Source organism: Clostridium sp. LS (genome assembly GCF_002760435.1).
Lineage (GTDB): Bacteria > Bacillota > Clostridia > Clostridiales > Clostridiaceae > Clostridium.
Genome location: NZ_AUUU01000007.1, coordinates 50711 through 70927 on the forward strand (window position 1 = coordinate 50711; position 20217 = coordinate 70927).

Sequence of the window (20217 nt, forward strand, 5' to 3'; positions counted from 1 at the left end):
TTAACGTGATACAAATCCAAATTTAACTATTGAGTTTTATTCATTTCTATCATTTTAATATAATTAATTTACAAATTAGATTATACTATACTTTCCTATTAATTGTAATAATTACATATTAATTTAAAATATGTTAAACTCTAATTTGTTTATTCAATCTTATGATGTTGAATTTCTTTTGTAACTTTTTTGATATATTTTTTAATAATATATGCTAACCAAGGTAAATATTAAAATAAATGTAGATAATTATTTGTAATAATGTTAAAATATTATACGTTGTTAATTTATATTGAAATATAGTATAAATATGGGAGGAAGATATGAAAAAATTAAAATTAACAAAATTATTAGCTGCTACACTAGTAATTTCATCATTCTTAGCACTAAATCCTATAGCTGCAAGTGCAGAATGGAAGCAAAATAATAAGGGTTGGTGGTATACAGAAGGGAATTCATGGTCTATTGGCTGGAGAGTAATCGATGGAAGTTTGTATTATTTTGGATCAGATGGCTATATGATGAATAATGCTGACAAAGTATTTTTCGACAAAGAAGATGGACTAAATAGTGATGGACAATTCACAAATGTCACAATAAATGGGAATTGGGCTTTTTGCAAACAAACAGGTAAAATAGTAGCATATTTAGGCTCTGAAAGCAGTATAAATATACCAGACAAAATTGATAATATTACAGTAACAGGTATAGGTTCTTTTGCATTTGAATCTCATAAAATAACAAGTGTGACAATTCCAAATACAGTAACAACCATAGGCGTTGGTGCATTTGATGGTTGTAACTATTTAACAAACATAACAATACCAAACAGTGTAAAATCCATTCTTTCCCACGCATTTGCTGATTGCAGAAGTTTAACAAATATAACAATTCCAAGTAGTGTAACAAAAATGGGTGATGGTATATTTCTTAGGTGTATCAATTTAACAAATGTAACATTAGAAAATGGTATAACATTTTTAGGTAACGATACATTTGATTGCTGTGTTAAATTAACAAATATAACACTACCAAATACTTTAACAAGTATAGGTGAAAGTACCTTTGCAGGCTGTATGAGTTTAAAAAACATAGTAATTCCTACTGGTGTAACAACTATAGGTAGCGAAGCCTTTTACTATTGCACTAATTTGACAAGCCTAACACTCCCTGATGGAGTAACAAACATAGGCATAGGGGCATTCAAACATTGTACTAGGCTAACTAGTATAACTATTCCAAATAGTGTTCAAAATATAGAAACTCATATGAATGGTCCTTTTAACAAGGTAATAGTAACTAATCTATTTGAAGGCTGCATAAATGTCAAAATTTATGTAAAGAGTGAAGCAACAAAACAGCTTTTAGTTAATTCTGGTGTAAGCGCAAGCCAAATCATAGTAGCTTCTTAATTATAAACAGTAACAAAATAGTTTTATATAAAAGTTTTGGTCCCTGATTTCTAATATTTAATGCATAAAAAATCCCAGTAATCAATTGCATACGCATTACTGGGATATTTTAATTTATTCTTCAGGGATACTTTTACAAACTCAATTCTCCTAACACCCTTCAACCCTAATATTTCCTATATCAAATTTATACAAATAGTGAATCAAAATGGTAAAGATTACTTTGCTTCACCCATTATTTCTTTGAATTTATTGCTGTTTGGGATGCATCAATAAATCCATTTGAAATCCAATCGAATCCTTGATAATCTGGAGCAAGCTCGTTCATAATCTTATTTACTATTTCTTCGTCTATAGGGCAAATAACACCATGTATCATATACTTACCATTTTCATCAATAGTTTTATCGCTACACTTAGGATCTGCAAAAATCACTACATTTACTTTTGTAGAACCAACATGCAATTGACTTTCAACTTTATCACGTAATCCTTTTTCCTCTAATTCTATATCTGAAAATATACTTCTATTTTCAAATGGCTGTGATATTTTATAATACTTTGTCGCCTTAACATTATTTAAATCCATTCCTATATTATAATTATTCTTAGGATCTAAAATTGACTTTTCAAAATTTTTTAAAGCTTCTTTATTTTTATTTTCATCATTTTTATTTTCTTTGCTTTTGTTTTCATAGGTTATATTACTTTTAGTATTATTATAATTAGATGGATTCTTAAATATAGTTAAATGACTTAATCCATAAAACATAACATATAAAATTATGATTTTACTTAGTTGTTTAATAATTAAAGTCTTATTAACACGAATTCTCTCTTTTATAGTTGATTTTTTTACTACATTCTTCTCTTTTGCTACTTCCTCTCTAACAAGAGTGTCTTTATCAAATAATATTTTTCTAACATGCTTTCCTGCCAATTGAGCTTCTATATTTTTTAAATATTTTTTTATTGTTTTATTATTCTCATCAAAGTATAGCAGTTTTTGAAAATTCTCCCTTGCCGAGATTAAATCATTATTATAATAATAACAATAAGCAAGGTGCCTTAATGCCAATTTATCATTATTATTACTATAAAATAAGTACTTCTTTAAATATGGTATAGCCTCACCAAATTCTTTGAATGAAACTAAAATAATTCCTATATGCAATGCACTGCTTAGATCATTATTATTTATTTCAAAAGCTGATTTATAATAATCATATGCTGTTTCTAAGTGTTCAAAATCATAATGATAATCTCCCTTTAATCTTGATAATTCAGCATCACCTTCAAATAAAGAATTTGCCTTTTTTAAATGGTTATATGCATTTGCATACTTTTTGGCCTTTAAGGCTTTTTCTGCCTGCTCTCTTTCATATAAATACTCATCTGCAATTTCTGGGTTTATTGACTTTATATAATCATATCTAAGCTTACTAGGTTTCTTAAGATTTTCAAAAAATTCATCAACAATAAAGGCAGAATATTTATTATATAATTTTATTTCATTTTGGCTCCATGTAAAATTATTGTTTAGCTTTAACCATACTTCGGCTGGTAAATATTTATGCTTTGTTAAAAAATTAAAAATCTCTTCTTCTATAATGGGAAAAGCTTCTACATTCCAGATTACAGCTGAGTTTAATAATTCTTCCCACACTTCAGGATCTGATCTTAAAGACAGATCGTGATATATATCCTTTAATCTATTTAAAAACTGCGTTATTTGATTATATAAATTAACTTTTGCCAATTTAGCATTATGACAGTTTTCATTAATATCTAATTCAGGCTTAAAAATAATTTGTTTATCTTTATTTATATAACTCTCAGATATATAATCCTTGACCTCACATACGTCCACTTCATTGATAATATTTTTATCTAGATTATTATTTATTTTTTCTTGATTTCCTTGATTTTTATTATTTTTCTTTACATATTTTATCGCTGCATCGTATGCTTCTCTAAGCCTTTGGTAGCTTTTGGGGTTATCTTCTGGATTATTTATTTTAAGCAATTTTGAATATGCTTTTTTTATTGTTTTTATATCGCTATCATAAGGTATCTCTAATATATCCCACCAATTCATAAGTAATAGTAACTCCTCAATTTATCTAATATTTTAAAGTATAGCTATATTTTACCACAAATTAAGAACTTATTTTACATATACTCTCAGTTACTTTTAAATTAAATGACCATATGGCGAATAATAAGGTTAAGAGCAAAGAAAACAAAACTGCACGTCATAACCAAATTACATTTTCTATGATTATGACAAATGTAACTGCAAATAAAAATAAAAAAATCATTTTATTTTACTTTAAATATTAATATTAAAGACTTATCATAAATGAAATTATCGCTGTACTTACCTCTTCCGCTTTTTCTTGCTGTGCCCAATGTCCGCAATCTTTAAGAAATGTAGTTTGACGAAGGTTTGGAACAAGGTTCTTCATCTCACAAATTATTTGTTCCATTCCTGGAATGCTTAAACCAACATCACTGTCTCCTATCATAAATAAAGCTGGAATTGTTACTTTCACTCCATAAAAACAGCTTAATAATTCCCTATTCCTGTCTAAATTACGATAATAATTCAATCCACCACGAAAACCTGTTTTATTAAATGTCTCTGTATAAACATCTAAATCTTTTTCTGTAAGCCAAGAGGTTATTCTAGGTATTGGTAAATCTGAAAGCAATCCGCGCTCTCTTAAAAATAAATACAAGTTAATTGGGAAAGGTTAAAAAAATGGTAGTAAAATCTGAAAAAAATGATAAACAAATAAGTTTTAACACTTACTATGTGCGACTATCATCAATCTATGGGTAATAACCATACTAGACTATATAAATCTGCAGCTGTATTAATTGATATCAAAGTTCAACTTAAATTGCAAGATATAGTACTAAGCATGTTAATGAATAGCAAAACTTTTCCAAACAATGAAAAAGATAAATTAGAATTAATTACTGTTATGATTAGCAGCGGCATATATTGCGCTACTAAACGTTGGCATAGTAAAGATAGCTTAAAAGATACTTCTCTATTAGTTGAAGAAGTTCTTCCTTTTATGATTTCAGGATTAAAATCGGCAATTGAGAACTAAATTAATTATTAAAAAATTCATGAAAGAAATGTCGTGAATTTTTTGCTTAGAAGCAAAATACTACATTTGCAAGATTAAAATTTATTATTGGCAATTTCCAAACTCCCGTGAGGCATTTCGAAATTCTGTTGGAGTCATACCTCTTTTTGCTGTAAATTGCTTTATGAAATAAGTATCATATTCAAAGCCAGTAGCACGTGCAATTTCATTTAAACTCATATCTGTATGGGTTAAAAGACTCTCCGCAACTTTTAATCGATATGCTAGTAAGTACCCCATTGCTGTACATCCATATAAATCCTGAAATTTTTTATTTAATGACACACGATTCAAATGAGCACATCTTGTTAAATCTTCTAATTTTATTTTATCAGAATAGTTTATATGTATATATTCCAGAACTAAATTAACAGGCGATTTTTCGCTATGGTGATTTAGTTCTTCAAGCACCCCTAGTATTTGTATTAAATACTTCTTTATTCTACAAACCCAAAGAGAATCGCTCTGTGCATATACTTCTGTTCCCATAACAAAGAACCACTCATATAATTTAGGATAAACTTTCTCATCCTCAGCATATACGCCAGTATTAGTGTTGTCTTTTTTAAAAAGAGAAAGACCCATATCTATTTTTAAGTTAGTTGACAGATAGCCCTTAGTTTCAGAAAAATGAGCCGTATTAAAAAAATCAGGGTGAAAACAAAATGACTGTGAAGCTACATTGTGTTTTTCAATAACTTCTATTTTATCATCCTTAGATAAACAAAGAATACTAGGGGCAATAATTTTTACCGGGCGGTCATTCAATTGTAAATTAATGCTTCCGCTCGTAATAAAAGTTATAGTTAACCTTTCCTCATAAGGGAAATTTATAAAATTTTCATTTGCAATAAATTCAATATATACATTTCTATTCTTGTAGCGATCCATTTGCGGCATAAAGATTCCTCCAATGACAAATAGTATAGTTAAAAGCTTCATTTATAACATTGTATCATAATTTTATAATGCTAAACTGATATTAATAAATGAATAAAAGTTATCATGAATGGCTTATTTGAAAGGAGAATTTTTATGTCTATTGAACGCTTTAACATCCAAATTTCTGATGAAGTACTTGATGATTTAAAATATAGACTGGAGCACATCCGCTGGCCTTATCAGTTAGAAGGCTCAGGTTGGGAACGGGGTACTGAAATAAATTATTTAAAGTCTCTTATTTCCTATTGGAAAGAACAATATGATTGGCGCTCACACGAAAGAGAATTAAACCATTTTTCTCAGTTTCACTGTAATGTAGATGGGATAGATATTCACTTTATACACGAGAAAGGTAAAGGTCCTAATCCAATGCCAATTATCCTTACTCATGGATGGCCTGATAGTTACCTTCGCTATAAAAAGATTATCCCTCTCCTTACTGATCCTGAAAGTTATGGCGGAAGACCTGAAGATTCTTTTGATGTAATTGTACCTTCACTACCTGGCTTTGGCTTCTCTAGTAAGCCTAAACATGGTGGTATCAACAACTATCGTGTTTCTGAGCTTTGGGCAAAACTTATGACTGAAAAACTTGGCTACAGTAAATTCGCTGCTGCAGGTGGAGATATTGGTTCAGGGGTTACAAGATATCTGGCATTAAACCATCCAGAACTTCTAATAGGAATACATTTAACAGATATCGGTATAATTAGAGATCTCATGACCTCACAAGATAAGGAAGGACTTTCAGAAGAGGAGCTAAATTACAAGAAAACTGCTTCTGATTGGATTTCAAAAGAGGGAGGTTATATGTCTATTCAATCCACAAAACCACAGACTCTTGCATATGGACTTTCTGATTCACCAGTAGGCTTGGCTGCTTGGATTGTTGAAAAATTTCGTGGATGGAGTGATTGTAACGGTGACCTAAGTAAAAGCTTTAGCGAGGATGAACTTCTCACTAATATAATGATCTATTGGGTTACAAATACTATAGGTTCATCAGCTCATATATATTATGAAAACATTCATTCTTTGCCTCCACTAGGACGTATAGAGGTGCCAACAGGTATAGCCCTCTTCCCTGCTGATGTATTGTTACCACCAAAAGAATGGGCTATGCGCAATTTAAATGTCACTCGCTTTACTGCAATGCCTAGAGGTGGACATTTTACTGCTATGGAAGATCCTAAGCATTTAGCTGAAGAAATTCGGGAATTCTTTAGATCTTATAGATAAAAGACAAAAGGAAATATTTATATATAACGATTAAATAAGCCTAATTAATAGTAACAGGTTTACTTAAAGGGTGAAATAATAAAAATCGCAAAGGTTTTACAACAACTTTTCCATAAATAAAGTATGCTAAATAAACAACTTAGCATACTTTTTTATACTTACTATAAAAACATTTTCTATCTAAGTAAATGTTGTAATTCTGCATCAGTTTTTAATATTGTACACAAAAATACCGCAAATTTTATTAAATCATGTATATTACAAATAAACAAACTATAAAAGAGAACTTTTTATATCTCGTTAAATTTTATACAATAACCAATACTTCCATGTAGCCAGATTTATCCGATCAAATCTAATTTCATGTAAATTAAAGTATCCATTGGATTATTATTATAGGATTCAATTTCATAAAATCCTAATTTCTTATATAAGTGTATAGCCTCTTCTAAAAAAGGCAAGGTATCAAGAAGCATACTTTTATAACCAATACTTTTGGCATCATCAATAATTCTTTCTATTAGCTTAATTGCAAGCTTATGTCCACGGAATTCTGGTCTAACATATAATCTTTTTACTTCGCAGTTTTCATCATTTATTTTTCTTAAACCAATACATCCAGCAACTTGATTCTCAACTTTTACTATATATAATCTTCCCTCAGGTAATCCATATTTATCCGTCAAATGCTCAACTTCAGAATCATAATTTTGCAGTTTTAAGTATTTTGCAACATTTGGATTGTTTTTAACAAGCATTTCTGTATATTCAAAAAATAATTCTTTAATTTCTTTATTATTGTCATAAGCAAGTTTAATTTCTATTTGCATATTCTAAATTCCTTTCTAAGCTACTAACTATAATATTTGACCTCAAGTTGTAATTTAAAATCACATATTAAAGCTGCATTTCGAATTCAAGTTCAATCAGACCTTCTCTCCAAGAATTATTTACTTTCTCTGATTTCTTCGCAAAACCAGCTTTCTTATACATATTGATTGCTTTATCCAAATCATTTGTTGTATCCAAATAAACACTATTGTAGTTTTTCACTTTTGCAAAATCAAGGGCTTCCTGCAATAATTTCTTACCAAGACCAATCCTACGATAATGAGGGTCAATCAAAAACCATCTAAGTTGTGCACGTTCACCGTGGCCTACAATGCCAATGCAGCCTATTATGTTCCCATTATGCTTAGCACACCATAAACGATCATTGTCGGGATTGTAATTAAGTAAAAACTTATGAAAGGATTCAGCTACATATCCTTCAAAAGCAGTAGAATATCCATATTCTTCTCCATAAATCCATCCATGCATATGCGTAATATACCCTAAATCTCCAGGACGCACATCTGTACGAATAGTGATATCCTCTAATTTAATATTTGCACCATTCGTTAAAATAGTTTCTATTGCCGTCATATTCTGAACTAAACAGTTTTTATCAATTTCTGTTAATGGCTTTATGATTTGAGCAATTTGTTCATCTGAACTAATATTTAATTCCTCCATTTTTTCTTTTCCCTCCGAGGTAAGATATAAATATTGTGCACGGCCATCTTCAGGAGATTTTTCTTTCATCAATAGACCCATTTTATAAAACTTTTTTAATATTCTACTTAAATATCCTGCATCCATACATAAGATCTCTACCAACATTCTTGATGTGCATTGCTCAGTTTTTTCAATTTCGTGTAAAACGCGTACTTCTGATAATGATAAATCACTTTCTAGAATATGCTGGTCTAACAGACCTAATATATTTGTATAATAACGATTAAAACTTCTAATACTACTAACTTTATTTTTATTCATATCAAGTATGCCTCCTAGTATTTATAAGGAAATCCGACTCACATTCGTTCGCTGGATACTCACAGAGTAAGCGACCATCATCAAATCATAGATTCGAGATGTCTGCTTAACCGATTCACACCAAATCAAAGATTTGGATTCACTGCTTAAGAGAATTATAATAATTTTAGTTGCTTTTGTCAATTAAATTACTTGCTTTTATCAATTAATTTAATGTTTAAAATTAATTACTAAGTTCTATATAGTAATATTTATATATAAAATTTAGGGGACATTTTCTATCAAGATCAAGTCTACAGTGAATGTTATAATTCTACGTCCATTTGTAGTTATGCATTACCTATTCCTGCTAATTCATCTAATGGCTTGTTTAATTCTTTTTTAAAGCTCAAATACTCTTTTACTAAATAGAAGACTATTTTAAATATATTTAAGTATTTTTTATCACCTTTTCCGTTTTCAGTTGTGTATATCTTAAATTGCAACTTATATAATCAAACATCAAATCATCTCACTTGTTATTAGCATCGCGCGTACTAATTTTATTACATATAACTTGAATATATTTTTCTTAAATTTCAGATAATAAATCTTGAATGATTTAATACCTGTAAACTGATTATGAAAGGTGGTAATAATAGTAATGAAAAAATTCATTCTTATATTTTCTATTTTTGTGCTTTTAGCCTTTAATCTAAATCCAATTTCTTCATTAGCCGAAACAAAACAAACTTTTTCTGAAGGAATTTATAGTATAAATGATTTAAAATTACTCCCAAATGTTCCGTACAGAGTTCAAAATGTTGCTGGTGGTAAAGCTTTTATTACTATACTTAATAATGATCTTGTATTGGAACAATCCATCCGTTTTCAACCAAATTCATTACAATATGTTTTAAATCCTATGCAATCTGATTATAAGATTATAATAGCAGGTAGTGGTCAACTATCATTCTCTTAGGGAATATATTTTCCTTAAATTCAAATAATAAAATATTCGTGCTTTAATACTTGTGGCAAATTATGAAAGGCTGTGAATCTTATGAGAAAATTTATTGCTATATTTTGTACTCTCCTAGTTTTATCATTTAATTTAAATTCCCTCTCCACTATGGCTGAAGCTAAAACATACTCACAAGGTTTTTATACAATGAAAGATTTAGGCTTATCACCTAATATTCCTTATTCTGTTCAAAATATGTCTACTTATAATGACGGTTTACTAATTATTCTTGACTCCAATAAAACCATACAACAAGTCTAATGCAATAATACAACAGATTATACCAATTCCAGCTAACTCTACCGTAAATACTTTAATACCTCTTGAAAAAGGTTACAAATTTATAATATATAATGATGTTCATTTGACATTCTCCTAAAAGGCACTTTTATAGTCCCTTTTATATTTTTACTATCCTTTAATTTTCATTAATACGCTGATTCTACATCTTCTCTCGACATTAATAGTAGCACCATATTTTAGTAATTACGCATTAAAAAAATCGTAAACTCAATCTTGAATAATACGATTTTACAATTTGCTATTTATTTTTATTGATTCATGATATAAAAACATTACGAATTATCTCAACGATAAATTTGAATTCATCTAACTAATTAATATCTATATCACTACATTAATAAAGCACATTTATATATCTTAAATTTAATTGAATTTTAATCTACATTTTTATTATCATTATCAAAATTATTAGTTTTATCAAAAGAATAGAATCTGTAATACATTTCTCTAAAACTTCTTCCGGTGAGTAATTCAAATAAGTTACCTAAAAATAAACCTAATATAATTCCAGGAGCCAAACTTGACACGTATGCAATAATTTCTATTCTGCTATTAGTATTTTCACAAAGCATGAGAACTGCCATAGCTAGAAAAATCTGTGTTATCAAAATACAAATAACAACTAAAACAAGAGTAAGTATAATTTTTTCTGTTTTCATATAAAACACCTCTATTCTTATTTTGATTCTATTTCCAATAATTTTATACGTTAGATATAACTTTTCAAATGTTCATCAAACAATTCTTTATTTAAAAATATTGGTGTTATGGGCTCGCCATAAAATTCTTCTGTTTCTCCAATAACTTTACATCCAAATTTTATTAGCATATTTACAGTTACTTCTCTTGCTTCAATATATAACTCGTCCGTATATTGTCTAAAAATCTCTTTTAATGAATGGATAGCCATTTTTTGACCAAGACCTAAACCTCGCAGTCTCTTATCAATAGCAAATCTTCCCCATTTCCATCTATCTTTTTCTTTCCATGTTGCAACAACCCCAATAACATCTTCACCTACTCTTGCACACCACCAGATTGGTTTTAAATTAGCATCAATTGCAATTAATTCTGCTGGGATACCCTGCTCATTAGTAAATACTTCTGTTGCTAATTTTATTGCATCATCCATATAATTTTCCGAAATTTTTTCAATCAAAATTCTAGAATCATTCTTTCTAAGATTGTTTTTTAATGCAAGAATACGAAATACTTTAAATGTCCTAACAATATTGTCTATATCCTCGCTATCTCCTAAATCTAAAATTTCATTCATAAATGTATTTGCTTTATAATCCCCATCATTAATAGTTGTCAAACCCAATGGTAAAAGGTGAATATCTTTCATTCTCTTATCATTTTCAGACTTTTTCAATTCTAAGTAATTTTTTGCTTCCATATTACTAACTATTCTACTAAGTGAAGCCTTATCAATACCCAGGTTTATCAACAATTCATTAAAAGGAGTCTTTCCGTTTTGCCTTAGGTAGTTTAATATGTGTGCTTGTGCAAGTGTCAAGCCTGAATTAAAGCAATTGTAATTTAATAAACCCAATTCCCTCACAATTAATCTTATCTCTTTTCTAATCATTTCCTCTTTATTCATACCACGCCTCCAAATTAATTAATTGATATTATCAACTATATTATATCGTTTTTATTTTTTTGTCAAGGCGACTTGCAAAAATGGGTATGCACCGAGAAATTATAATTTGTCTACTACACAATTATTTACTATTACGAATCGATTATAGCATATTTTGTAAACATCCCATTATTCAATTTTCAAAGAACAATATTTTAAACACTACTTCGCAAATTCTACATATTGCAAAACAAAAAAACACAAATTCAATTTCTTAAATACCATGGTTTTACTATGAATAGCTTAATAATAATCTAACATCAAAAAACTGACTGCTTGATTTTTTTGCAGCCAGTTTTTGTTTCACTTAACGAACTACTACTCCATTTTTAAATTGCCTATTAGGAAAACTACCATCAGCTATTTTATCTGCAGGTATTGCATTAAGAGCAATTTTATTATAACCTTTCTTAAGTATCATTTTTATACTATGTTACAAAAATGTGCATACTTATATATAGTGGTTAATTATGCTATAAATATATCATAATAATATCTATTATTATACTGCTGTAAATGATATTAAATATATTTTTAAGGAGGCTTTTTAAAATGGCAAGACAAGCTTTTTTGCAAAAACGCTATAATAAATTAGGTACAAAAGTAGTTGAATCTTTAAAAAAGCATTATTTTGATGCATATTATTTTGAGACTAAGGATAAAGCTCTTCAACAGATTTTAGAGTTAATTCCTCAAAATCACGTGGTATCCTGGGGTGGTTCTGAAACCTTAAACGAAATTGGTCTTAAAGAACTTGTAAAGGAAAAAGGATATGAAGTTATTGATAGAGATACTGCAAAAAATCCTGAAGAAAGAACAGAGCTTATGCGAAAGGCACTTTTATGCGATACCTTCTTAACAAGCAGCAATGCTATAAGTGAAGATGGTCAGCTATTTAACATTGATGGAAATGGAAATCGTGTTGCAGCTATGATTTTCGGACCAAAAAGTGTCATTGTTGTAGCTGGAATGAATAAAATAGTAAAAAATCTTAATGATGCTGTGCAGAGAGCCAGAACAATTGCTGCACCACAAAATACGCAGCGTTTTCAAGATATAAAAACTCCATGTTATATAACAGGGAGCTGTGGAGATTGTTTAAGTACAGATTGTATTTGTTCATATCTGGTAACGACAAGAATAAGCAAGCCAGCTAATAAAATAAAGGTCGTACTAATTGGAGAAGAACTTGGCTTTTAGACTATTTCTATAAAACTATGGAAGTTCAAAGGCTATAGTTAGACACAATGTATAAAATAAGAGAATGGTTACTATAATTTCGTAGCCAACCTCTATTTTACATTAATTAATTTTTTAATTTAGCTGTTAATAAATTTAATCCCAGGCCAACGAATATAATACCTGTGAATTTATTCACAAAACCATGCATCCCTTTTATTTCACTTATTTTTCTTGATATAGAGGCTAAGAATACCGCTAGCGTTATACACCATATAGTTGCTACTATGATGTAAGTAAATCCAAGTACTAGAAATGGAATTATTCCATACGAAGTATTCGGATTAATAAATTGTGGCAGAAATGCAAGAAAGAATAAAGCTACTTTTGGATTAAGAACATCAATCATTGCTCCTTGAAGAAAAATTTGCCTAATACTTTTCTTCTCATTTTTATTTTCCTTAGCAAGCAATGATGTTTTTGACATTAATGTACGAACGCCTAGAAAAATTAGATATATTGCTCCTAAATATTTAACAATATTAAAAGCAATAGCTGACTTTGCTAATATTACAGATAATCCAAGTGCGGCCATTACTGTATGTAATATGCAGCCAGTAGATGTTCCTAATGCTGACATCACTCCCACTTTCCTACCACTTGATATACTGTTTCCTAATACATAGAAAGTATCAGAACCTGGGGTTACACTCAATATAATTGATGAGATTATAAAAATACTATAGTTTTCAATACCAAACATAATTTATCTCCTTTCTTAGGGTGTAATATTTATTATTATCTAATTATACCACCATAGCTATATCTTAACATAAAATAAGAGCTTACTTCTTATAAACTCTTATTTAATTCCTTTTGATCAATGAATTCGTAAGCATCATTACCTTTAAATCTTGCACATTTTATTCTTGCGTAATTGAACAAATCATTATCTGTAAGTAAAATTAACGCTCTAGTTGCATATTTTATTCCGTGTTCTTCTCTAATTAGCTTTAAATTAATAAGGTTTTCCTCATTTAACTTTTCTTATGAATCAATGCACACTAACTTTACCCTGATAATTAAGAGTGCTATAATTAATGTAATAATAGTTAAAATATTCTATTTAAAAGATATTGAGGGGGAGTTTATATGGCAAAAATTATGATTGCACCAAACAAATATGTCCAAGGTAATGGTGAATTGAAAAATCTTGGGCAATATGTGTCTGTACTTGGTGAAAAGGCATTATGTTTAATTAGTGAAAGTGGTTTAAAAAGAGTAAAAGAGACTATTGACAAAAGCTTTGAAGAAAAAAATATAGCTGTAGAATATAATTTATTTAATGGCGAGTGCTCAATGAATGAAGTAAACCGTATTATACAGGTTTGTGAAGAAAATCAAGTAACCTTTCTCATTGGTATTGGTGGTGGAAAAATCATAGATACTATTAAAGCAGTTGGATATTATAAAAATCTTCCTGTTGTAATTGTACCTACCATAGCAGCTACAGATGCTCCATGCAGTGCTTTATCAGTTTTATATACTGATGATGGTGTATTTGATAGATACTTATTCCTAAAGCAAAATCCTAATATTGTTTTGCTTGATACAGGTATTATCGCTAAAGCTCCAGTTCGTCTTTTAGTATCTGGCATGGGTGATGCCTTAGCAACATATTTTGAAGCAAGAGCCTGTGAAAAATCTAACGCAGGAACCTGCGCTTTTGGCACTACTACTATTACAGCTCAAGCATTAGCTAAATTATGCTATGACACATTAATTACTGAAGGATATAAAGCAAAACTTGCTGTAGAACAAGGCGTTTGCACAAAATCAGTAGAAAAAATAGTTGAAGCTAATACTCTTCTTAGTGGTCTTGGTTTTGAAAGTGGTGGTATTGCAGCTGCTCATGCTATTCATAATGGCCTAACTGTTTTACCAGCCTGCCACCATATGTACCATGGTGAAAAAGTTGCATTTGGTACATTAGCTCAATTAGTACTTGAAAATGCTCCAATGGAAGAAATTGAAGAAGTATTAGATTTTTGCATTAGTGTAGGCCTTCCAGTTACTTTAAAACAATTAGGTATTGATGAAATTAAACCAGAAGAAATTATGGAAGTGGCAAAAGCTGCTACTTCAAAAGAAGATACTGCACATAATATGCCATTTGAAGTTACTCCAGAAGATGTTTATGCTGCTATTTTAACAGCAAACAAATTAGGACAAGAATACGTATAAAATGCTGCATATTCTTTAAACATTTTTTCCCATATAAACGTATGATATAATATGGAACTTAAAAAGACTAGTTATTTTTCTCGTAACTAGTCTTTTTTCATTTATATAATATTTAAATTTGAATTTAGCTGTTTCATTCTTTTAATTGTTTCATCCAATGAAATGCATTCTGCATATCTACCATTCCACATAAATTCATTGTGATATTGATAACTTTGCTCTGCTGACATAAATTTATTATCAACTGTTGTATTGGCATATGCTGGAACTATAATATTAAATCCATGTTCAAATCCACATTTTATGGTAGCATCAATACAGTAATCTGTTTGGAGTCCAACAATGATTATATCCTTTTCTCCCTTATCTATTAAATATTCTAGTAAACCTGTCCCTTTAAAGGAACTATTAACATTCTTATCAAATATTTTTTCTTCATTAATTGGTTGAAATTCTTCATATATTTCAAAACCATCAGTTCCTTTTGTTAATTCGTTACCAGGTCCATCATCATGACGCACATATATCACTTCAATATTATTTGCCCTAGCCTCATATATTATTTCTTTAACATTAGATACAAACATATCAAATTTGTATAATTTTTCATTTGTTATTAACTTTTGTGTATCAACTACTAATAAAACCATTTTAATCTCCTCTTTAAATAATTATTTGTAATATTCATGGTAAAATAATACTCTATCAATAAATTTTCTTCAATAGCCACGCCATATTTTGCCCCAAATTATGCATATTCTTAATTCCCTCTTCATCTCTATATACATCTCCTACATCTTTTCCGTAAACCATATTCCAATATGTTGATCCCGCTATAATAACTTCTTTATTTAGTAAAAAATGATTCATTGTATCAACTGCTGTCAATCCTCCACCTCTACGAACGGCACATATCGATGCAGCAACCTTATGCTTAAGCAAACCTGGATTTGTTGCTACAATAACTCCTGCCCTTTCTAAAAAAGCTTTCATATTCGCTGTTACATCTGCTGAATAGACTGGAGATCCTAAAATAATACCGTCTGCTAACTTCATTTTTTCAAAATATTCATAAAACATATCTTTTTTAAAAACACAGTTATTTTTTCCTTTACACGCAAAGCATCCTTTACATGGTTCAATTATATTTCCAGAAAATTGTATCATTTCTGTCTCAATTTCTTCCTTTTCTAATTCTTCAAAAACAATCTTCATAATTAATGCTGTATTTCCATCTTTTCTTGAACTACCGTTGATTCCTAGAACCTTCATATCATCACCTCACTTTATAATAAGTATGCCTATCAGTTTATCCCAACTTTTTTACTTCTTCGTTCCATTAAAACTACATCATGCCATACTCCACTGCTCGTTCTTGCTACTTTCTCTCTTATACCAATTTCTCTAAAACCACAGCTCTTATGCATTGCTATACTTGCAATGTTTTCCCTAATAATAGCGCAATATAAAGTCCAAATTCCATTTTCTTCAGAATTATTGATTAAACTGGTCAAAAGATTTTTTCCTATGCCTTGTCCCTTATATTTTTCACCTACATAAATACTAACCTCTACAACACCTTTATAGCAATCTCTGCTGGAAGTTGGACTTAATGCCACCCAACCTAATATACCATTTACTGAACGTGCAACTAATCTGCATTTATCAAGATGGCCAATATTCCAATTTTCCCAAGTAGGTGCTTCAGTTTGAAATGTTGCTATCCCTGTTTTAATTCCTTCTATATAAATATTCTTTACCTGTTCCCAATCAGATGCTTTCATTTCCTCAATATTGTATTTCATTTTCTACCCCCTATTAATACTCAATGGATTCATTCAAACCATATTTATCATCTTATTTAGATATTACTTTTTCATAGAATCAATTTATCACTACAATGAAGTTATTCAAAATTTTCTTGAATAACTTTAATATAGTCTTTTCTTACAACTTCATGAGAATTATCATTAAACCATTCATAAGATTCCTTTAGGCCGTAAAATAAATTTATTTGTTCTGGTAATAGCTCATTTTGTCTTGAAACATCTAATATGTATTCATAATCATAAAAACTAAAATAATCTCTTTGATTGTCATGGTTAGTTACATATACTTTTTCTAAAGGAGTTCCTACCACTTTATAACATAGTTCAACAAATGTATTTATATCTACTACTTCTGTATTCCCAACATTAAATATATGTTCCTTAGGGTGGTTTTCAAGAATCTTTTCTATAACTTTACATAAATCATCTACATGGAAAAATTGCAATTTCATCTTTCCATCCTTAGGAATGTAAAATTTTCTGTTTTTTAAAGCACATTCAAAGACAAATGCTTCTCTATATAAGTTTTGCATTGGTCCGTATAAATAAGGAGGCCTTAAAATATATGCATTAGGAACTCTTGAAATTAAATATTCTTCCGCTTCAATCTTATCAGTTCCATATTTGCTCCAGATAGAATTCAAGCCAATCCTTTGATTTTCAGAAAATGGCTGCTCATTTGTTTCTGGATAAACAGCAGACGAACTAATAAATATATAATCTTTAAATTCACCTAATGCATCTAATATGTTTCTAACATCCTTTTGATTATATCCGCATACATCAATTACGGCATCAAAAGAATATTTTACTAAGCAATCTTTTAAATTATTTCTATCTGCACATATTAATTTAACATTTTCTACTTGCTGTTTAGTGCCTCTGTTTAAAACATAAACTTCATAACTTTTTGATTCAAAATATTTTGCTACATATTTACTAACAAATACAGTTCCACCTGTAACTAATATACGTTTCATAAAAGCCTCCTACAAATCTATATAATTTTTTCTGCATATTGTATATAAAATTATATCCCTAATATTTACGACAAATTGAAATTTACCATTCTGATTTAAGTATTGAATAATAGCAAGCATCGCATGTTCCTTGATTATTCCAATCAGAACTTCTTAGGGTTCCTTCATATACCATTCCACATTTTTTCATAACTTCTCCTGAATTTCGATTTTTAGGATCATGCCTTGATTCAATACGATTCACATCCACATTCTTAAATAAGAAATCTACGACTGCTTTTAATGCTTCTGAAGTGATTCCTCTATGCCACCATTTACGACCTATGCAATACCCAATATGAACCATAGATACGTCTTCGTCCATGTGAGTCACACCTATGCACCCAATTGGTTTATCACCTTCTTCTTTAAGCACAATTGCCCATTGATAAAAATTATCTCTACTATAAAAATCAACCCATTCATTAGTAACTGATATACTAACCTCTTGATTCTTATGTGCTGGCCACATAAGATATTTGGTAACTTCTATGTCCGAAGCCCAATTTTTGTACATTGCATCGGAATCCTTTGGCATAAACTTTCTCAAAATCAATCTATCTGTTTCTATAGTTTGTGTTCCGCAATGCTTCATGCTTACACCTGCCTTTCAAATTACTATTCGTATGTTTATTATTTAGGAGATGAAAATTACCCCCATTTTTTTTAATTTATTTTTCATCTTTTTAAATTTCTTATAATTTCCAACACCAATAAGCGATTCATTAAATAAAATTCTATATTTCTTAGTTATTCCATCAATAGCTGAAGCTCCTACACAGTAATTACCATCTACTCCGACCAATTCAAGTTCGCTTGCATTTACCCTTTGTAAATGCTCCAATAATAGTTTATTAGAAAAGCAACTTGCCATTCTTTTTTCAAATACATTATTAGATATAACAGAAAGCCCATCAACTAACTTTTTTTGTTTTCTCCCAAGTTCCCAAAAGAATCTATTTACAATATAAATTACTGATTCATTAGGATATTCCAAAATTTTTTCATTGATAGATTCTATCAGTTCGTTAGCCTTATAAGGATACATTTTTACATTCCTAGAATCCCCAACATAGTCTTCCTGCATATCTATAACTAATAAACATTTCATTTAATCACCTCGCCAAATTACAATTTATACTACTCTACTTTAGATTAGCATCTCAATTAAAATATCAAAATATTGTTCTTGAAAATGAACTTGTTTTTGTATTTCTTCTTTTGTTATTTGCATTTCTCGTGGGACAACTACCCATTTCTCTTCAATATCATCATTTCTATGAATAATTGCTACTACTTCACCTAAAAACTCTTTTATCGATTCATTTATGCCAAGAACATATGCATCTTGTTCCTCTCCATCTGGTGCTAGAATACCAGGTACATAGCCATAATTAACAAAATAATATATATCTTTATGCTTCGGATGATATGAGCCTAGTGGTCTATCAATAACAACTTTTACAATTTTATCCATTACATCTCCTTCACAAATTGAAATTTGTTAAGAAACCCCTTTCTTATAATTTATCTTTTTCAAAACTTGTGCTTTACCAAAAGAAGAATACAATTTTTTTGTTTTTTCCTCCCATGCAGATATTGAAAGCTCTTTCACACCTTTGCTTATTCCTCTTTTAATACATTCAGAAATCACTATTTTGGCAAATCCTCTATTTTCATATTCCTTTTTTGTAGCAACAACCTCTACTTCCATAAACTGATTATTTTTATCTAAGAGACCCATACAGGTTGAAACTGGTTCATCATTTTCATTCAGTAAAAACACACAAAGTTCGGGAACTATTATAGGATTTTTCCTTGCATATTTGTAAGCGTAGTCAAGTATTTCATCATAAATACCATTAGGATTAAATGCATAGAATCTTAAAAGTTCTGCCTTATCTTCATCTAAATACTCTTTTTGAGATGTTAAAACGAACTCATTTGGTATTGTTATATTTGGTATAACAATATCATCTGAGCTGTAAGTACATGTGACATCAGCATCACCAGAACAAATGAATCCGTTTCTTTCAAGAATATCTTTTTGACACTCATCATTCACAGGGATGGTTATAACATACGATTTATTAAAGTTTCCTCCTTCTAACAAAAATTCAGTCATTGACTGTAATAGTTCTTTCTCTTTCTTAGAAAGAATATAATAACTTTCTCCAAAATCTTCAGTTATAATTATCCCACATAATTCATTAGAATCATCAAAAAATAACTCTGATTGTTTTTCAAATAGTGAATCAATTTGGCTTTCTTTACTCCATCTACCATATTTCCATCCAAACAATCTACCTAATGACCAATCACACAAATGTAAACTATTCAAGTATGAAACCAATAAGCACATTTTATTGAAGTCATCAGATTTTCCTATATACGTTCTATGATAATAAATCTCTACCTCACCT

The 20217-nt window shown here is 29.5% G+C and carries 23 protein-coding genes; 6 read left to right on the top strand and 17 right to left on the bottom strand.

The window, feature by feature from the left end:
* Positions 1–323: 323 nt before the first annotated feature.
* Positions 324–1412 (top strand): leucine-rich repeat domain-containing protein, encoded by a 1089-nt coding sequence (locus COL3_RS01830; RefSeq protein ID WP_008422627.1) that lies wholly within the window; start codon positions 324–326, stop codon positions 1410–1412.
* A 235-nt stretch (positions 1413–1647) separates the two neighbouring features.
* Here COL3_RS01830 and COL3_RS01835 read toward each other — a convergent pair whose 3' ends face one another.
* Together COL3_RS01835 and COL3_RS01840 are read right to left on the bottom strand one after the other, a co-directional pair.
* Positions 1648–3510 (bottom strand): J domain-containing protein, encoded by a 1863-nt coding sequence (locus COL3_RS01835; RefSeq protein WP_008422625.1) that lies wholly within the window; start codon positions 3508–3510, stop codon positions 1648–1650.
* A 247-nt stretch (positions 3511–3757) separates the two neighbouring features.
* Positions 3758–4126, bottom strand: coding sequence for an alpha/beta hydrolase (locus COL3_RS01840; protein WP_008422623.1), 369 nt, complete (start codon positions 4124–4126; stop codon positions 3758–3760).
* Positions 4127–4249: 123 nt separating this feature from the next.
* On the opposite strand from COL3_RS01840, the gene COL3_RS01845 reads away from it, so the two are divergent.
* Entirely contained in the window at positions 4250–4534 is a 285-nt protein-coding gene (locus COL3_RS01845; protein ID WP_099716540.1) for a hypothetical protein, read from the top strand.
* Between the two features lie 84 nt (positions 4535–4618).
* Here COL3_RS01845 and COL3_RS01850 read toward each other — a convergent pair whose 3' ends face one another.
* Positions 4619–5473, bottom strand: a complete 855-nt coding sequence (locus COL3_RS01850; protein ID WP_008422619.1) for an AraC family transcriptional regulator — start codon at positions 5471–5473, stop codon at positions 4619–4621.
* Positions 5474–5608: 135 nt separating this feature from the next.
* Here COL3_RS01850 and COL3_RS01855 point away from each other — a divergent pair, with 135 nt between their 5' ends.
* The gene (locus COL3_RS01855) at positions 5609–6754 is read left to right on the top strand and encodes an epoxide hydrolase family protein (protein ID WP_008422617.1); all 1146 of its coding nucleotides are present in this window, start codon (positions 5609–5611) and stop codon (positions 6752–6754) included.
* 341 nt (positions 6755–7095) lie between these two features.
* Here the strand turns inward: COL3_RS01855 and COL3_RS01860 are convergent, their stop codons facing one another.
* The 3 genes from COL3_RS01860 to COL3_RS28510 form a co-directional block, all read right to left on the bottom strand.
* Positions 7096–7584: a GNAT family N-acetyltransferase gene (locus COL3_RS01860; RefSeq protein WP_008422615.1), complete on the bottom strand. Its 489-nt coding sequence runs from the start codon at positions 7582–7584 to the stop codon at positions 7096–7098.
* 67 nt (positions 7585–7651) lie between these two features.
* The gene (locus tag COL3_RS01865; RefSeq protein ID WP_008422613.1) at positions 7652–8572 is read right to left on the bottom strand and encodes a helix-turn-helix domain-containing GNAT family N-acetyltransferase; all 921 of its coding nucleotides are present in this window, start codon (positions 8570–8572) and stop codon (positions 7652–7654) included.
* Positions 8573–8901: 329 nt separating this feature from the next.
* Entirely contained in the window at positions 8902–9057 is a 156-nt protein-coding gene (locus COL3_RS28510) for a hypothetical protein (RefSeq protein WP_180277912.1), read from the bottom strand.
* Positions 9058–9215: 158 nt separating this feature from the next.
* Between COL3_RS28510 and COL3_RS01870 the strand changes: the two genes are divergently transcribed.
* On the top strand, positions 9216–9533 hold the full coding sequence (locus COL3_RS01870; protein WP_008422610.1) for a hypothetical protein: 318 nt from the start codon (positions 9216–9218) through the stop codon (positions 9531–9533).
* Positions 9534–10252: 719 nt separating this feature from the next.
* On the opposite strand, the gene COL3_RS01880 is transcribed toward COL3_RS01870, so the two are convergent.
* On the bottom strand, positions 10253–10537 hold the full coding sequence (locus COL3_RS01880; protein ID WP_008422605.1) for a hypothetical protein: 285 nt from the start codon (positions 10535–10537) through the stop codon (positions 10253–10255).
* 50 nt (positions 10538–10587) lie between these two features.
* Positions 10588–11484 (bottom strand): GNAT family N-acetyltransferase, encoded by an 897-nt coding sequence (locus COL3_RS01885; protein WP_008422603.1) that lies wholly within the window; start codon positions 11482–11484, stop codon positions 10588–10590.
* A gap of 591 nt (positions 11485–12075) precedes the next feature.
* Here COL3_RS01885 and COL3_RS01890 point away from each other — a divergent pair.
* Positions 12076–12723: a lactate utilization protein gene (locus COL3_RS01890; RefSeq protein WP_008422600.1), complete on the top strand. Its 648-nt coding sequence runs from the start codon at positions 12076–12078 to the stop codon at positions 12721–12723.
* Between the two features lie 106 nt (positions 12724–12829).
* Here the strand turns inward: COL3_RS01890 and COL3_RS01895 are convergent, their stop codons facing one another.
* Positions 12830–13465 carry a LysE family translocator gene (locus COL3_RS01895; RefSeq protein ID WP_008422598.1) on the bottom strand — a complete coding sequence of 212 codons (636 nt, stop codon included), beginning with the start codon at positions 13463–13465 and terminating at the stop codon, positions 12830–12832.
* Between the two features lie 389 nt (positions 13466–13854).
* Here COL3_RS01895 and COL3_RS01900 point away from each other — a divergent pair, with 389 nt between their 5' ends.
* The gene (locus COL3_RS01900) at positions 13855–14946 is read left to right on the top strand and encodes a glycerol dehydrogenase (RefSeq protein ID WP_008422596.1); all 1092 of its coding nucleotides are present in this window, start codon (positions 13855–13857) and stop codon (positions 14944–14946) included.
* Between the two features lie 101 nt (positions 14947–15047).
* Here COL3_RS01900 and COL3_RS01905 read toward each other — a convergent pair whose 3' ends face one another.
* The 8 genes from COL3_RS01905 to COL3_RS01940 all read right to left on the bottom strand — a co-directional run bounded on the left by COL3_RS01905 (position 15048) and on the right by COL3_RS01940 (position 20156).
* Positions 15048–15596 (bottom strand): cysteine hydrolase family protein, encoded by a 549-nt coding sequence (locus tag COL3_RS01905; protein ID WP_008422594.1) that lies wholly within the window; start codon positions 15594–15596, stop codon positions 15048–15050.
* Positions 15597–15651: 55 nt separating this feature from the next.
* The gene (locus COL3_RS01910; RefSeq protein WP_008422592.1) at positions 15652–16218 is read right to left on the bottom strand and encodes a flavodoxin family protein; all 567 of its coding nucleotides are present in this window, start codon (positions 16216–16218) and stop codon (positions 15652–15654) included.
* 32 nt (positions 16219–16250) lie between these two features.
* Positions 16251–16751, bottom strand: a complete 501-nt coding sequence (locus COL3_RS01915; protein WP_008422590.1) for a GNAT family N-acetyltransferase — start codon at positions 16749–16751, stop codon at positions 16251–16253.
* A 101-nt stretch (positions 16752–16852) separates the two neighbouring features.
* The gene (locus COL3_RS01920; RefSeq protein ID WP_008422588.1) at positions 16853–17755 is read right to left on the bottom strand and encodes an NAD-dependent epimerase/dehydratase family protein; all 903 of its coding nucleotides are present in this window, start codon (positions 17753–17755) and stop codon (positions 16853–16855) included.
* Between the two features lie 82 nt (positions 17756–17837).
* Complete coding sequence (locus COL3_RS01925; RefSeq protein ID WP_008422585.1) at positions 17838–18389, bottom strand: GNAT family N-acetyltransferase; 552 nt, start codon at positions 18387–18389, stop codon at positions 17838–17840.
* Positions 18390–18431: 42 nt separating this feature from the next.
* The gene (locus COL3_RS01930) at positions 18432–18905 is read right to left on the bottom strand and encodes an isochorismatase family protein (protein WP_008422583.1); all 474 of its coding nucleotides are present in this window, start codon (positions 18903–18905) and stop codon (positions 18432–18434) included.
* A gap of 39 nt (positions 18906–18944) precedes the next feature.
* Positions 18945–19271, bottom strand: a complete 327-nt coding sequence (locus COL3_RS01935) for an inorganic pyrophosphatase (protein ID WP_008422581.1) — start codon at positions 19269–19271, stop codon at positions 18945–18947.
* 27 nt (positions 19272–19298) lie between these two features.
* Positions 19299–20156 (bottom strand): GNAT family N-acetyltransferase, encoded by an 858-nt coding sequence (locus COL3_RS01940; RefSeq protein WP_008422579.1) that lies wholly within the window; start codon positions 20154–20156, stop codon positions 19299–19301.
* Between the last annotated feature and the right edge of the window lie 61 nt (positions 20157–20217).

Bases quoted from the DNA above. Each gene is read 5' to 3' on its own strand.
- COL3_RS01830 (WP_008422627.1), top strand. From the start codon at position 324: ATGAAAAAATTAAAATTAACAAAATTATTAGCTGCTACACTAGTAATT.
- COL3_RS01835 (WP_008422625.1), bottom strand. From the start codon at position 3,510: ATGAATTGGTGGGATATATTAGAGATACCTTATGATAGCGATATAAAA.
- COL3_RS01845 (WP_099716540.1), top strand. From the start codon at position 4,250: ATGGGTAATAACCATACTAGACTATATAAATCTGCAGCTGTATTAATT.
- COL3_RS01850 (WP_008422619.1), bottom strand. From the start codon at position 5,473: ATGCCGCAAATGGATCGCTACAAGAATAGAAATGTATATATTGAATTT.
- COL3_RS01855 (WP_008422617.1), top strand. From the start codon at position 5,609: ATGTCTATTGAACGCTTTAACATCCAAATTTCTGATGAAGTACTTGAT.
- COL3_RS01860 (WP_008422615.1), bottom strand. From the start codon at position 7,584: ATGCAAATAGAAATTAAACTTGCTTATGACAATAATAAAGAAATTAAA.
- COL3_RS01865 (WP_008422613.1), bottom strand. From the start codon at position 8,572: ATGAATAAAAATAAAGTTAGTAGTATTAGAAGTTTTAATCGTTATTAT.
- COL3_RS01870 (WP_008422610.1), top strand. From the start codon at position 9,216: ATGAAAAAATTCATTCTTATATTTTCTATTTTTGTGCTTTTAGCCTTT.
- COL3_RS01880 (WP_008422605.1), bottom strand. From the start codon at position 10,537: ATGAAAACAGAAAAAATTATACTTACTCTTGTTTTAGTTGTTATTTGT.
- COL3_RS01885 (WP_008422603.1), bottom strand. From the start codon at position 11,484: ATGAATAAAGAGGAAATGATTAGAAAAGAGATAAGATTAATTGTGAGG.
- COL3_RS01890 (WP_008422600.1), top strand. From the start codon at position 12,076: ATGGCAAGACAAGCTTTTTTGCAAAAACGCTATAATAAATTAGGTACA.
- COL3_RS01895 (WP_008422598.1), bottom strand. From the start codon at position 13,465: ATGTTTGGTATTGAAAACTATAGTATTTTTATAATCTCATCAATTATA.
- COL3_RS01900 (WP_008422596.1), top strand. From the start codon at position 13,855: ATGGCAAAAATTATGATTGCACCAAACAAATATGTCCAAGGTAATGGT.
- COL3_RS01905 (WP_008422594.1), bottom strand. From the start codon at position 15,596: ATGGTTTTATTAGTAGTTGATACACAAAAGTTAATAACAAATGAAAAA.
- COL3_RS01910 (WP_008422592.1), bottom strand. From the start codon at position 16,218: ATGAAGGTTCTAGGAATCAACGGTAGTTCAAGAAAAGATGGAAATACA.
- COL3_RS01915 (WP_008422590.1), bottom strand. From the start codon at position 16,751: ATGAAATACAATATTGAGGAAATGAAAGCATCTGATTGGGAACAGGTA.
- COL3_RS01920 (WP_008422588.1), bottom strand. From the start codon at position 17,755: ATGAAACGTATATTAGTTACAGGTGGAACTGTATTTGTTAGTAAATAT.
- COL3_RS01925 (WP_008422585.1), bottom strand. From the start codon at position 18,389: ATGAAGCATTGCGGAACACAAACTATAGAAACAGATAGATTGATTTTG.
- COL3_RS01930 (WP_008422583.1), bottom strand. From the start codon at position 18,905: ATGAAATGTTTATTAGTTATAGATATGCAGGAAGACTATGTTGGGGAT.
- COL3_RS01935 (WP_008422581.1), bottom strand. From the start codon at position 19,271: ATGGATAAAATTGTAAAAGTTGTTATTGATAGACCACTAGGCTCATAT.
- COL3_RS01940 (WP_008422579.1), bottom strand. From the start codon at position 20,156: ATGTGCTTATTGGTTTCATACTTGAATAGTTTACATTTGTGTGATTGG.